The organism is Streptomyces violaceoruber (genome assembly GCF_033406955.1).
GTDB classification, from domain to species: domain Bacteria; phylum Actinomycetota; class Actinomycetes; order Streptomycetales; family Streptomycetaceae; genus Streptomyces; species Streptomyces violaceoruber.
The window spans coordinates 2,914,062-2,927,323 of the sequence record NZ_CP137734.1; the positions used below are offsets into that span (position 1 = coordinate 2,914,062).

Annotated in this window: 9 protein-coding genes; 3 read left to right on the forward strand and 6 right to left on the reverse strand. The window is 72.6% G+C overall.

Annotation, left to right across the window (positions count from 1 at the left end; genetic code table 11):
* Positions 1-226: 226 nt before the first annotated feature.
* Positions 227-634 (reverse strand): MGMT family protein, encoded by a 408-nt coding sequence (locus R2E43_RS12635; RefSeq protein WP_016327224.1) that lies wholly within the window; start codon positions 632-634, stop codon positions 227-229.
* Between the two features lie 185 nt (positions 635-819).
* Between R2E43_RS12635 and R2E43_RS12640 the strand changes: the two genes are divergently transcribed.
* From R2E43_RS12640 to R2E43_RS12650, 3 genes are all read left to right on the forward strand, one after another.
* Positions 820-3,597 (forward strand): lysylphosphatidylglycerol synthase domain-containing protein, encoded by a 2,778-nt coding sequence (locus R2E43_RS12640; protein WP_037666330.1) that lies wholly within the window; start codon positions 820-822, stop codon positions 3,595-3,597.
* 80 nt (positions 3,598-3,677) lie between these two features.
* Positions 3,678-5,228, forward strand: a complete 1,551-nt coding sequence (locus R2E43_RS12645) for an alpha/beta hydrolase (protein WP_332056206.1) — start codon at positions 3,678-3,680, stop codon at positions 5,226-5,228.
* Between the two features lie 158 nt (positions 5,229-5,386).
* Positions 5,387-6,928, forward strand: a complete 1,542-nt coding sequence (locus R2E43_RS12650) for an alpha/beta hydrolase (protein WP_332056207.1) — start codon at positions 5,387-5,389, stop codon at positions 6,926-6,928.
* Positions 6,929-6,999: 71 nt separating this feature from the next.
* On the opposite strand, the gene moeZ is transcribed toward R2E43_RS12650, so the two are convergent.
* From moeZ to R2E43_RS12675, 5 genes are all read right to left on the reverse strand, one after another.
* A complete protein-coding gene (moeZ, locus tag R2E43_RS12655) occupies positions 7,000-8,178 on the reverse strand; it encodes an adenylyltransferase/sulfurtransferase MoeZ (RefSeq protein ID WP_003973798.1) in 1,179 nt (392 codons plus the stop codon).
* 63 nt (positions 8,179-8,241) lie between these two features.
* On the reverse strand, positions 8,242-8,991 hold the full coding sequence (locus tag R2E43_RS12660; RefSeq protein ID WP_030867982.1) for a spherulation-specific family 4 protein: 750 nt from the start codon (positions 8,989-8,991) through the stop codon (positions 8,242-8,244).
* Positions 8,979-10,031, reverse strand: a complete 1,053-nt coding sequence (locus R2E43_RS12665; protein ID WP_030867979.1) for an NAD-dependent epimerase/dehydratase family protein — start codon at positions 10,029-10,031, stop codon at positions 8,979-8,981. Before R2E43_RS12665 ends, R2E43_RS12660 begins: the two co-directional genes overlap by 13 nt.
* 111 nt (positions 10,032-10,142) lie before the next feature.
* A complete protein-coding gene (locus R2E43_RS12670) occupies positions 10,143-11,360 on the reverse strand; it encodes a hypothetical protein (RefSeq protein WP_030867977.1) in 1,218 nt (405 codons plus the stop codon).
* Positions 11,357-13,153, reverse strand: coding sequence for a DUF3492 domain-containing protein (locus tag R2E43_RS12675; protein WP_030867974.1), 1,797 nt, complete (start codon positions 13,151-13,153; stop codon positions 11,357-11,359). The genes R2E43_RS12670 and R2E43_RS12675 overlap by 4 nt, the downstream gene beginning before the upstream one ends.
* Positions 13,154-13,262: the final 109 nt, after the last annotated feature.

A 13,262-nucleotide genomic window follows, 5' to 3' on the forward strand; every position in this document is an offset into this window, starting at 1 on the left:
GCGCCGTGGGCGGGGCGGTGGCCACGGGATGAGGGGCACGCGTGCGGCCGACGCTACGCCGGGGGACGAGGCGGAAGCGGTGCTTCCTCTTCTTCCCTCGGGTCACTCGCGGCACGAGCGCCCCCTGCCCCTCGAACGTACGTCATGCCACGGACATGCCCGAAGTGCGTGGTTTACCTCATACGGATCACACGTCGCACATCGGCCGGTCACATGGCGGAAGCTGTCAGATGTGACCCTGTGCGCGTCCGCCGTGCCCCTGTGGGCGTCCCTCGCCGTCCCACCGCGCCCGCTTCAGGTCGAGCCGCGGCAGGTGCCCCTCTGCGGCCCTGCTCGCCTCCTTCAGGGGCGTGCCCTCCTCCCGGTAGCGGTCGAGCGCCTCCAGCTCGTGCCCCGCGAGCAGGACCCCGTCCGCGCGGACGACACGCCACCAGGGGACGCCTCCCCCGTAGAGGGACATCACCCGGCCGACCTGGCGGGGTCCTCCCTCCTCCAAGTACTCGGCCACGTCTCCGTAGGTCATGACGCGGCCCGGCGGGATCAGTTCGGTCATGTCGAGGACCCGCTCGGCGTACTCGGGCAGCGCATCCGCGTTCTGCGGACGGACGCCGTCCGGAAGGCTCTGCTCGCTCATCCGCCCCATCCTGCCGCACCCGGCCGACAGCGCGGCGCACTCCCGAGAGCCCGCGTCCCTCGCCCGCAGGCGGTGCTTCGGGCAGACTGTGCGGCCCGCACGGGCACCCTGATGCCTGCCGAGGCCGACGCGGCATGCCACCATCGTGCGGGCGGTGACCAGTGATACGAGAGCAAGAAGAGGCGATGAAGCAGCAGGGTGTGCACCCCGAGGACGCCGAGGGCACCTCTGACGCTTCGTCGCGCCCGGACACCCCGGACGCGGGCGACGGGGCGGCCGGCGAGCACGCGGCCGAGGGCCCGTCGGCGACGGCCGCCGACCCCGACGACGTGGCGCACATCGACGAGGTCGAGGGCGACGAACCACTGCTCCCCGCGCGCGTGCACCGGCCCTCCGACCTGGTGCGCCTCCTGGTGGGCGTACTCGCCGTCGCCGTACTCCTCGCCGTCGCGGCCTTCGCGCACGGCACCACGTCCGGTCTCGAACAGGACATCAACAAGGGCACCGGGCAGGCCCCCGACCTGCTCATCAAGATCGCCGGGCTGGCCTCCAGCATCGCGATCCTCCTGGTGCCCGTCGCGTTCGCGATCGAGCGGCTGATCAAGCGGGACGGTCTGCGGATCGCCGACGGCGTACTGGCGGCGGTCCTCGCGCACGGAGTGACCCTCGCCACCGACCTGTGGGTCGCCAAGGCCGCTCCCGGCTCCATCCAGGAGGCGCTCACCCAGCCGTCCCCGGGTGACATCCACGCACTGACCGACCCGGTGCACGGTTACCTGGCTCCGGTCATCGCGTACATGACGGCCGTCGGCATGTCCCGCAGACCCCGCTGGCGCGCGGTGCTGTGGATCGTGCTGCTCCTCGACGCCTTCTCGATGCTCGTCACGGGCTACACGACGCCGTTCTCGATCATCCTGACCGTCCTCATCGGCTGGACCGTCGCCTACGGCACCCTCTACGCCGTCGGCTCGCCCAACGTCCGCCCCACCGGCCGGACGCTGATGGCGGGCCTGCGGCACGTGGGCTTCCGGCCGGTGACCGCCGCCCGGCAGGAGGCGCCGTCCGACAACGTCGAGACGGGTGACCGCGGACGCCGCTATTTCGTCACGCTGGAGGACGGCCGGCCGCTCGACGTGACGGTGGTGGACCGCGAGCAGCAGGCGCAGGGCTTCTTCTACCGCGCGTGGCGCAATCTGACGCTGCGCGGCTTCGCCACCCGCAGCAGCCTCCCTTCGCTGCGGCAGGCGCTGGAGCAGGAGGCGCTGCTCGCCTACGCGGCCATCGCGGCCGGCGCCAACGCGCCCAAGCTGATCGCGACGTCGGAGCTGGGTCCCGACGCCGTGATGCTCGTCTACGAGCACACCGGCGGGCGCTCCCTGGACTCGCTGGCGGACGAGGAGATCACCGACGACCTGCTGCACGGGACCTGGGAGCAGGTACGGGCCCTGCAGTCCCGGCGCATCGCGCACCGCAGGCTGGTGGGCGACGCGATCCTGGTGGATCGTTCCGGCACGGTGATCCTCACCGATCTGCGCATCGGTGAGATCGCCGCCGGCGACCTGCTGCTGCGCATGGACATCTCCCAGCTCCTGGTGACGCTCGGCCTGCGGGTCGGTGCCGAACGCGCGGTCGCGTCGGCGGTGGCGGTCCTCGGCCCCGACACGGTGGCGGACTGCCTGCCCATGCTCCAGCCCATCGCGCTCAGCCGCTCCACCCGCGCGACCCTGCGCAGGCTGGCGCGGGAGCGGGCCCAGCGCGAGCGCGAGGCGGTGCTGGAGTCCTCCCGGCAGGCCAAGCTGGCGCGCGCGGAGGCGGCCGGTCACGACGCCGCGAGCCACCCGGCGGAGCAGACCGACAAGGCCACCCAGACCGACAAAGCAGACAAGAAGGCCGTACGTGCCGAGCAGCGGGCCGAGAAGCGGGCCGTGGACGAGGCCATCGAGGAGGCCCGCGAGGAGGACCTGCTCACCCAGATCCGCCACGCGGTGCTGCGCATCAGGCCGCAGGCCCCCGTCGAGCCGGCACGGCTGGAGCGGGTGCGGCCGCGCACGCTGATCAGCTTCATCGCCGGCGCGATCGGCGCCTACTTCCTGCTCACCCAGCTCACCCACATCGAGTTCGGCCCGCTGATCTCGAACGCCCAGTGGGGGTGGGTGGCCGCGGCCGTGCTGTTCTCGGCGGCGAGCTATGTCGCGGCGGCGATGTCCTTGCTGGGTTTCGTGCCCGAGCGGGTGCCGTTCCTGCGGACCGTGGCCGCGCAGGTCGCCGGATCATTCGTGAAGATCGTCGCCCCGGCAGCGGTCGGCGGCGTCGCCCTGAACACCCGCTTCCTGCAACGCGCGGGCGTGCGCCCCGGGCTTGCGGTGGCGAGTGTCGGCGCGTCCCAGCTGTTCGGGCTCGGCTGCCACATCCTGATGCTGCTGTCCTTCGGCTATCTGACCGGCACCGAGAAGACACCGTCGCTGTCGCCGTCCCGGACCGTCATCGCGGGTCTGCTGACGGTGGCGGTGCTGGTGCTCGTGGTGACGTCGGTGCCGTTCCTGCGCAAATTCGTCGTCACGCGCGTGCGGTCGCTCTTCGCCGGGGTCGTGCCGCGCATGCTGGACGTGCTGCAGCGGCCGCAGAAGCTGATCACCGGCATCGGCGGCATGCTGCTGCTCACCGCCTGTTTCGTGATGTGCCTGGACGCCTCGATCCGCGCCTTCGGCGACGAGTCGTCGTCCATCAGCCTGGCCAGCGTCGCGGTCGTCTTCCTCGCGGGCAACGCGCTCGGGTCCGCCGCGCCGACGCCCGGCGGTGTGGGCGCGGTGGAGGCGACGCTGACGGTGGGACTGATCGCCGTCGGCCTCCCCAAGGAGGTCGCCGCGCCCGCGGTGCTGCTCTACCGGCTGCTCACCCTGTGGCTTCCGGTACTGCCGGGGTGGCTGGTCTTCAACCACCTCACGCGCAAAGAGGCTCTGTAGCCCGGTACGAGAAGGGCGCTCCGTACCTCGTACGGCCCTGGGCCCGCGCGGGTGCTCGCGCGCGACCGCACGATGGACGCATGCCGAATCCCTCCCGGCTGCGCGCCGCCGCCCTGACCGCCACCGCCGCAGCGCTGTCCGCCCTGCTGGCGGGCTGCGGCGGCGGGTCGCAGGAGGACGACGAGGATCTGTCGGGCCAGAAGCTGCACTGGAAGAACTGCCCGGCACCGTCCGAGGCCGAGGGCGGCGGCGCCGCCCCCTCTCCGCTGCCGGACGGCGACGAGTGGCAGTGCGCCACCATGAAGGCGCCGCTCGACTGGGACGATCCCAAGGGCGACACGATCGGCCTCGCGCTGATCCGGGCCGAGGCCGACGGCGCGGCGGACCGGCGGATCGGATCGCTCGTCTTCAACTTCGGCGGGCCGGGCGGATCGGGCGTCACCACGCTGCCCGCCTTCGGCCAGGACTACGCGAAGCTGCGCACCCGCTACGACCTGGTCAGTTTCGATCCGCGCGGTGTCGGCCGCAGCGACCCCGTCGAGTGCCTGGACGACAAGCAGCTCGACACCTATTTCCAGCAGGACGCCACGCCCGACGACCGGGCCGAGCGCACCGAGTTCGTGGACAACACGGAGGAGTTCAACGCGGCCTGCGAGAAGCACTCGAAGAAGATCCTTCCGCACGTCCGCACGACCGACGCCGCCCGGGACATGGACCTGATGCGCCAGGTACTCGGCGACGAGAAGCTGCACTACTTCGGCATCTCCTACGGCACCGAACTCGGCGGCGTCTACGCCCACCTCTTCCCCCGGCACGTGGGCCGCGCCGTCTTCGACGCGGTCGTCGACCCGACGCAGACCGCGGAACAGGGCTCGCTGGGCCAGGCCAAGGGTTTCCAGCTGGCGCTCGACAACTTCGCCGAGGACTGTGTGTCGAAGGTCGAGGACTGCCCCGTCGGGGACACGGCCGAGGACGTCGAGGCGCGCATCGCCCGCCTGTTGAAGGACCTCGACCGCAAGCCGATCCCGGGGGTCTTCCCCCGCGAACTCACCGAGACCGCCGCGACCGGCGGCATCGCGCAGGCGCTGTACTCGAAGGACTTCTGGGAGTACCTCACCGAGGGCCTGGAGCAGGCGTACGACGGGGACGGACGGGTCCTCATGGTGCTGTCGGACGCGTTGAACGGGCGCAACGAGGACGGCGAGTACAGCAACATCACCGCCGCCAACGTCGCCATCAACTGTGCCGACGACAAACCGCGGTACGACCCGGCTTACGTGGAGGACAAGCTCCCCGAGTTCCGGGACGCCTCCCCGCTGTTCGGCGACTACCTCGCCTGGTCCATGCTCAGCTGCACGGACTGGCCGGTCGCCGGAGCCGCCGACCACCCGGACGTCCACGCGCCGGGGGCGGCGCCGATCCTGGTGATCGGCAACACCGGCGACCCCGCGACGCCCTACGAGGGCGCCGGGAAGATGGTGGACGCGCTCGGCAAGGGCGTCGGCGTCGAACTCACCTACAAGGGCCAGGGGCACGGTGCCTACGACAGTAAGAACAGGTGCGTGCAGGACGCGGTGCACGGCTACCTGCTCGACGGAAAGGTACCGGCGGCCAAGACCGTGTGCTCCTGACCGCGGACGCCACCACAGGTCGGCAGAAGCAGCAGATCGACAGAAGTAGCAGGTCAGAGCGTTATCCACAGGCGTCGGCGGGTGCTGCCCCCGCCACCTACCATGGCAGGAACGCCATCCGCCGCACGGCGCGGACGGCTTGCCAGGGGGGAGAGGACATGGCGCGTCTCGTCCGGTGGACGGCTCTGACGGCCGCCGCCGCACTGCTGACGGCGGGCTGCAGCGGCGGCTCGTCCGACGAGGACAAGGACGACGGGGGCAGGAGCAGCGCGGGACCTTCGGCGGCGGCACCCTCCGGGGTGCCGGAGGCACTGGCGTCCCAGACGCTGGACTGGGCCCGATGCGAGGGCACCGACGATGCCCCGGCACCGGACGGCGACTGGCGGTGCGCCACGTTGAAGGCACCGCTGGACTGGTCCGACCCCGACGGCGAGACGATCGATCTCGCGCTGATCCGGTCCCGGGCGAGCGGGGACGACCGCATCGGCTCCCTGCTGTTCAACTTCGGCGGCCCGGGCGCCTCCGGCGTCTCCACGATGCCGTCCTACGCCGACACCGTCTCCTCCCTGCACGAGCGGTACGACCTGGTGAGCTGGGACCCGCGCGGGGTGGCCGCCAGCGAGGGCGTCCGCTGCCGCACCGACGAGGCGATCGAGGCCGCCGAGTCGGTGGACTCCACGCCGGACTCCCCGGCCGAGGAGCAGGCCTACCTGAAGGACGCCGCCGACTTCGGCAGGGGCTGCGAGAAGGCCGCCGGCAAGCTCATGGAACACGTCTCGACCACGGACACGGCCCGCGACATGGACCTGATGCGGCACGTCCTGGGCGACGAGAGGATGCACTACTTCGGCATCTCCTACGGCACCGAACTCGGCGGCGTCTACGCCCATCTGTTCCCCAAGCACGTGGGCCGCGTGATCCTCGACGCGGTGGTGGACCCGGGCGCCGACACGATGGGCCACGCCGAGAACCAGGCCAGGGGTTTCCAGCGCGCGCTGGACGACTACCTGGAGTCGACCGGCCAGGAACCCGAACAGGGGTCGCGGAAGATCGCCGGCCTGCTGGAGCGGCTGGACGCCGAGCCGCTGCCCACGTCCTCGCCGGGGCGGGAGCTGACGCAGACCCTCGCGTTCACCGGCATCGTGCTGCCGCTGTACAGCGAGAGCGGCTGGCCGGCCCTGACCAGTGCGCTGAAGGCGGCCGAGGAGGGCGACGGCTCGGAGTTGCTGGCCCTCGCCGACGGCTACAACGAGCGTGATCCTTCGGGGCGCTACGGCACGACGACCCACTCGCAAAGGGTCATATCGTGCCTGGACGACAAGCAGCGGCCGACCGTGGAGGAGACGAAGAAGCTGCTGCCGAGGTTCGAGAAGGTCTCTCCCGTCTTCGGCGCCTTCCTCGGCTGGGACACGGCCGGGTGGTGCCACGACTGGCCGGTGGCCGGTCAGCACGAGACCGCAGAGGTGAGCGCGCCCGGCGCGGCCCCGGTCCTGGTGGTCGGCAACACGGGCGACCCGGCCACGCCCTACGAGGGCGCCCGCAGGATGGCGGACGAGCTGGGCAAGGACGTCGGCGTGGTGCTGACCTGGCAGGGCGAGGGACACGGTGCCTACGGGAACGGGAGCGACTGTGTCGACTCCGCGGTGGACGCCTACCTGTTGAAGGGGACGGTGCCGAAGGACGGCAAGGTCTGCTCATGACGGCGGCGGGGGCTTCGGGCACCTGCGGTGCGCGAAACCCCCGCCGTCGGGAAAGCGGGTTGGGGAGCCGGTCAGTAGACGGGCTTCTCCGGCTCGATCTGGTTGACCCAGCCGATCACGCCGCCGCCGACGTGGACGGCGTCCGAGAAGCCGGCGGACTTGAGGACCGCGAGGACTTCCGCACTGCGGACACCCGTCTTGCAATTCAAGACGATCTTCTTGTCCTGCGGGAGGTTCTCGAGGGCCGAACCCATGAGGAACTCGTTCTTCGGGATCAGCCGGGCCCCCGGGATGGAGACGATCTCGAACTCGTTCGGCTCGCGGACGTCGATGAGCTCGATGTTCTCGCCGTCGTCGATCCACTCCTTGAGCTGCTTGGGAGTGATCGTGGAGTCGGCGGCGGCCGCCTGGGCCTCCTCGGACACGACGCCGCAGAAGGCCTCGTAGTCGATGAGCTCGGTGACGGTCGGGTTCTCGCCGCAGACCGCGCAGTTGGGGTCCTTGCGGACCTTGACCTGGCGGTAGGTCATCTCCAGCGCGTCGTAGATCATCAGGCGGCCGACCAGCGGCTCCCCGATGCCCTGGAGGAGCTTGATGGCCTCGTTGGTCTGGATGGAGCCGATGGACGCGCACAGCACGCCCAGGACGCCGCCCTCGGCGCAGGACGGGACCATGCCGGGGGGCGGGGGCTCCGGGTAGAGGCAGCGGTAGCAGGGCCCGTGCTCGGACCAGAAGACGGAGGCCTGGCCGTCGAAGCGGTAGATCGAACCCCAGACGTAGGGCTTGTTCAGCAGCACGCAGGCGTCGTTGACCAGGTAGCGGGTCGCGAAGTTGTCGGTGCCGTCGACGATCAGGTCGTACTGGCTGAAGATGTCCATCACGTTGTCGGCCTCGAGCCGCTCCTGGTGAAGGATCACGTCCACCAGCGGGTTGATGCCCTGGATGGTGTCACGGGCGGACTCGGCCTTCGGCCGGCCGATGTCGGCCTGGCTGTGGATGACCTGCCGCTGCAGGTTCGACTCGTCGACCTCGTCGAACTCGATGATGCCGAGCGTGCCGACACCGGCTGCCGCCAGGTACATCAGGGTCGGCGAGCCGAGGCCGCCCGCGCCCACGGCGAGCACCTTGGCGTTTTTCAGCCGCTTCTGCCCGTCCATCCCCACATCGGGGATGATCAGGTGGCGGGAGTACCTGCGGACCTCGTCTACGGTGAGCTCGGCGGCCGGCTCGACCAGGGGTGGCAGCGACACGGGGACTCCGTTGGTCGGTCAGTAATTACGGTTGTTCACCAAGTAACACTGCCATGGCCTTTTTCATTCCGAGACACCCGTCCCGACCCGCGAGACGATTTCGTCCCAGTAACCGGGCATCGTCTCCCAGGGGTCGGCCCGGCCGCCGTGGTCCGTGCGGTCGGTGAAGCAGATCGTCGCGGCCCCCTGCCAACGGGCGATGCGCAGCGCTTCCTCCAGGTGCCCGCGCGGCAGTCCGTGTACGAAGTGGCAGAAGCGCTCGGGCGGATAGTCCGCGCTCCACTCGGCCGCCTGGGACCAGCGGTAGTCGGCCCAGGTGCCCGAGAAGGTGACGAGCTGGTCGGCGTTCTCGGCGTAGCCCGGGCAGGGGTGGGTGCCGTGACCGAGGACGATGTGGGCATCGTCACGGATCGCCCGCAGGGTGGTGACCGTGCGCCGGACCTCCGGGAGGGCGGCCCGGTCGGAGGGGCAGTGGGCGAGGAGGAACCCGTCGACCTGGTACCAGTCGAGGTATCGGCGGGCGTCGGAGATCTGCTCGCCGAGGCTGCGGGCTCCGTACACGGTGTCGAGGTGGCCGAGGACGCGGATGCCCGCGTTGCGCAGGCGGCCGGCGGCCTCCAGGCATCGCGGGTCGGGATGCGCACCGGGTCCGTCGGCGATGTTGAGGACGACCCAGTGCAGCGGGGTGCCGGGGCAGGTGAGGCCGGCCCACTCGTCGGGGGCGAGGAGGGGGTGGGCCAGCCCCGGGACACCGAGGCCGGTGTGGACGCCGGTGCTCGCGACGCCTGCTTTGGTGCTGGTCAGATACGACATGCCGCCTCCATCCAGATGTCGGCGAGGGACTCTTCGAGGGCGATCCGGGGCCGCCAGCCGAGCCGGTCGCGTGCGGTGCGCACATCGGCCTGCTGCCAACTGCCGCAGCCGTCGGGGTACGGGGCCGGGGTCGCGTGCTCGGGGTCGGTGCGCTCGCCGCGGCTTTGGAGGGGGTCCGGACGGTGATGGCCGAGGACGTCGCTCCGGTGGTGACCGAGGGCGTCGACACGATGGCCGAGGGACTCGGTACGGGGGTGGCCGATCGTGGGCCGCAGCGCGCCGGGGGGCCCGTCGAGTTCGTGCAGGGCCCCGCCGTAGCCGGCGACCCTGGCGAGGGTGGCGGCGGCGTCGCGCAGCCGGACGGCGCGGCCGGAGCCGATGTTGATGACGCCCTGCGCGGCGGAGAGCGAGGCGGCGTGCACCGCTCGCGCGACGTCCCGGACGTCGACGAAGTCCCGCTGGGCGCCCAGGCCGCCGAGCCGGAGTTCGCCGTCGCCGGACTGCATGGCGCGGCGCATGGCCTCGGCGAGCCGGCCCAGCGGGGAGCCGGCGGGCGTACCGGGCCCCGCGGGTGAGAAGACCCGCAGGACGACGGCGTCCAGACCGGAGCCGAGGACGAGTTCGGTCGCGGCGAGCTTGCTGACGCCGTAGGGACCGCCGGGGCGGGGGACGGCGTCCTCCGCGGTCGAGGAACCGGGCTGGCTGGGTCCGTACTCCGCGCTGCAGCCGACCTGCACCAGGCGGGCGCCGCAGCCGCTGCGGCGCAGGGCCTCGCAGACGGTCGCGACGGCGACGGTGTTGTGCCGGGTGAGTTCGCGGGCGCCGCCCCGGGTCGCGCCCGCGCAGTTGACCACCACTCCGGGATGGACCGCGTCCAGGAAGCGGGTGAGGGCGCCCGGGCTCCCGGTGGCGAGGTCGAAGCGGACGTCGGCGTCGTCACCGCGGCCGAGGGCGGTGAGCTGGACGGCGGGGTCGGCGAGCAGGCGGTCGGCGACGAAGCGGCCGATGTAGCCGTTGGCTCCGATCAGCAGGACTCTCATCGGGCGGCTCCCGGTGCCGAGGCGTCGGGTCGGGAGGTGGTCATCTGGGGGCTCCTTCAAGGGGTGATGCGAGGGTGTTGCGGACGGTTGGGGGGATGTCCGTGCGCGCGCTCACCGCGTTCGCTCCGTCGAAGCGTGGGCCGATGCCCGGGTCAGGCGACGGCACGCGTGGACGAGGAGGGCGAGGGCGCCGATGCCGCAGGCGGCCGTCGGGACACCGGCCGGGCCGCAGGCGGCGACCAGTGCCTCCACGGGGGCGGACAGGAGGCCGCAGCCCGGGAGGCGGCCGGCGAAGACCGTGGCCAGGGCGGCCGCCTCCGCGGCGGCCGTGGCGGTGAGGACGAACGGGCCGGCGTGGGTGTGGCCGTGCACGCCGAGCAGCCGGGCGAGCAGCAACAGGGCGCCCAGACTGAGGCCCTGGGACCAGTCGGCGGGTTCGCCCAGCACGGCGCCGGTCAGCGTGAGCAGAGCCGCCAGGGCTCCCAGGTACAGGGCGAACGCGCCGAGCAGCAATGGGCGCACGGAGGCGGAGAAGTCGGTGAGACCCCGGCTGGACGACAGCTTGCGGCGGGCGCCCGCGGCGAAGAGGTGGGCGCAGCCGGCCGCGGGCGCGTAGGACAGCGTGAGCGCCAGGACGGGGGCGAGGGTGACGGGCCACGCCCCGTCGGGGGAGCCGTCCGGGAGGCCGTCGGGGCCGCCGCTGACCGCGGTCCGCAGGAGCCCGTCGCCGAGGAGGGCGTAGCCGAGGAGCCAGCAGGTCCAGGTGCTGGTGGTGCGCGTCGCGGCGGTCAGCGGCCCGCGGCGCAGCGCCGCGCCCAGGGCCAGGCTCACCGCGAGGACTCCGACGGCGGCCGCGATCAGGCGCGGCCGGCCGTCGGTCAGGCGCAGTCCGGCCACGGCGGCCGCGCACAGCACGCCGGGCAGCAGGGCGAGGAGGACGGACCCGGCGGCGCGGGGTCCGCCCGGCCGGGGCGTCGGCCCGTCCTCGGGGGGTGCGGGGGCGTCGCCGTCGCGCGGGACCCGGGCGTACATCTCCTCCGCGAGGGAGAAGACGTCCCGGTGACGGAAGCGTGCGGCGGTCCGGTCGGTGACTCCGTGCGCCTCCAGGCCCGCCGCGATCTCCAGCGGGTCCACGGCGCGTTCGCACAGTTCGCGGTGCCGGTGCAACAGCCCCTTCACGGGGTCCGCGGCGGAGCGGCGGACGGCGGACGCGGGCGGCGACTGTCTGCCGTCGCGGCCCGCCCGGCCGGCGTCTTCACCACCGGCGCCCTCGCGAGGGCCCGGGTCGCGCGGGGTCCCGGGCCGGTCCAGTTCGCCGAGGCCGCTCATCGGGACGCTCCCTCGGCCGCCGAAACCGCTGTCGTGGCCCGGACCGGGCCGCCGCCCGTCGCCCACCCGGGACCGGTCCGGACCGCGCCGGGACCGCCCCGGGCAGCGGCCCGGGCCGTGGCGTCGCTCCAGCGGCCGGGGACGTGGGCCTCGGCGGGGACACCGAAGGGCAGGGGTTCGCCGGCGCCGTCGAGGACGACGCGGCGTACCGGTGCACGAGAGAGGATCTCCAGGTAAATGCCGTGAAATGCCGTGATGTTCTGCTCGACGGTGAACAGTTCCAGTGCGCGGGCGCGTGCGGCGGCACCCAGGCGTTCGCGGCGCTCGGGGTCGCGCAACAGCGCGACGCACGCCTCGGCGAGCGCCCGCGGATTGCGCGGGGGCACGACGAGTCCGGTGCCGCCGATGGCCTCCACCACCGCGCCGACGTCCGTGGACACCGTCGCCCGGCCGCAGAACATGGCCTCGACGAGCCCGGTCGGGAACCCTTCGACGACGCTGGAGAGCACCACCAGGGCCCCCGAGGCGTAGGCGTCGGCGCGGGAGGGCAGTTCGGGGCCGCCGGTCTCCTCGAAGGAGACCGGGTTGCGGCCCACGGCGTGCGGACCGTCGGCCTCGTCCGGGAAGAGCTGCGCCGCCAGTCCCTTGCAGTGGGCCAGGTAGGCGACGCCCTCGGGGCCGAAGGGGGCACCGACGATCCTGAGCCGCGAGCCGGGCTCCGCCCTGCGGACCTCCGCGAAGGCGTGCAGCAGCGAGACCAGGTCCTTGGCCGGTTCGACGCGCCCGACCCAGACGAGGGTCTGCGGGTCGGCGCACTCCGGGGACTCCCCCGCCTCCGCGAAGGGAGCCGCGTCCATGCCCGGGTGGACCGTGCGCAGTTTGGCGCGGTCGGCGCCGCAGCGCTCCTGCCAGCGACGGGTGTGGGTGTTGCCCGGGGTGATCACGGCCGCGCGCCGGTAGGTCTCGGCGGCCAGCCGACCGTGGAAGGCGGCGAGCAGCGACCGTATCGCGGGCGAGGAATCGGGTTCCGTGAGGTAGTGCGTCCGCAGCCGCACGCCGTACTCGGTGACGAGCAGCGGCACGTCGCAGAAGTGCCGGGCGAGCAGGCCCGGGAGGGCGCCCGTGCCTCCGGAGGCCGCGTGGCACAGGTCCACCGAACCGAGGTCGTCGTCCTCGTACCAGTCGAGGGACAGGGGGCGCAGGGCGCGTTCGAGGCGCGCGGCGACGGCCAGCAGATCGGGGACGCGCGCCTCGCGCGCGGAGCGGTGGGCGCCGGGCGCGCGACAGGCGCGTTCCAGGGCGCGTACGGCGGTCTCCGAGCGGAGCGCGGTGGGCAGTCCGCCCTCGTCCCGGGCGAGTTCGGCGAGGCCGTACAGCGCACTGGCGAAACGGTCCGCCTCAAGGGCCGACTGCCCTTCCGGCTCCCCCTCCGAGCTCCGGGCCTCCGAACTCCTGCCCTCCGAGCTCCTGCCCTCCGAACTCCTGGCCGGATCCCCTGGGGCGGCCGCGCACAGGGCCGTGGCCAACTCGCCGTAGCACTCGGCGAAGCGCCGGCGCGCGCGCCGTCCGTGGACGATTCCGTCGTCCACGGTTTCCCACAGCGGGGCGGTGCGCACCCGGCCGACCTGCGGCGGCAGCGGCACCCAGCCCCCGTCCTCCTCGCGCTCGCTGCGGCTGAGCGCGTAGACGTCGAACTCGTGGTGCTCCAGGCCGCGCACGAGCCGGTCGCACCAGAGCCCGGCCTCACCGCTCACATACGGATAGCCACCCTCCGTAAGCAGTCCGATGCGCACGCGCGCACCCCCGATCTCCCGTTTGGGGAGCCGCCGTTGGCCCGGCGGCTCGCAGCGGGACGAACGTATGCGGACAAGGAGGTGGCGCGATGGACGGTTGTCCATCGCG

Bases quoted from the DNA above. Each gene is read 5' to 3' on its own strand.
- R2E43_RS12645 (WP_332056206.1), top strand. From the start codon at position 3,678: ATGCCGAATCCCTCCCGGCTGCGCGCCGCCGCCCTGACCGCCACCGCC.
- R2E43_RS12660 (WP_030867982.1), bottom strand. From the start codon at position 8,991: ATGTCGTATCTGACCAGCACCAAAGCAGGCGTCGCGAGCACCGGCGTC.
- R2E43_RS12650 (WP_332056207.1), top strand. From the start codon at position 5,387: ATGGCGCGTCTCGTCCGGTGGACGGCTCTGACGGCCGCCGCCGCACTG.
- R2E43_RS12635 (WP_016327224.1), bottom strand. From the start codon at position 634: ATGAGCGAGCAGAGCCTTCCGGACGGCGTCCGTCCGCAGAACGCGGAT.
- R2E43_RS12665 (WP_030867979.1), bottom strand. From the start codon at position 10,031: ATGAGAGTCCTGCTGATCGGAGCCAACGGCTACATCGGCCGCTTCGTC.
- R2E43_RS12640 (WP_037666330.1), top strand. From the start codon at position 820: ATGAAGCAGCAGGGTGTGCACCCCGAGGACGCCGAGGGCACCTCTGAC.
- R2E43_RS12670 (WP_030867977.1), bottom strand. From the start codon at position 11,360: ATGAGCGGCCTCGGCGAACTGGACCGGCCCGGGACCCCGCGCGACCCG.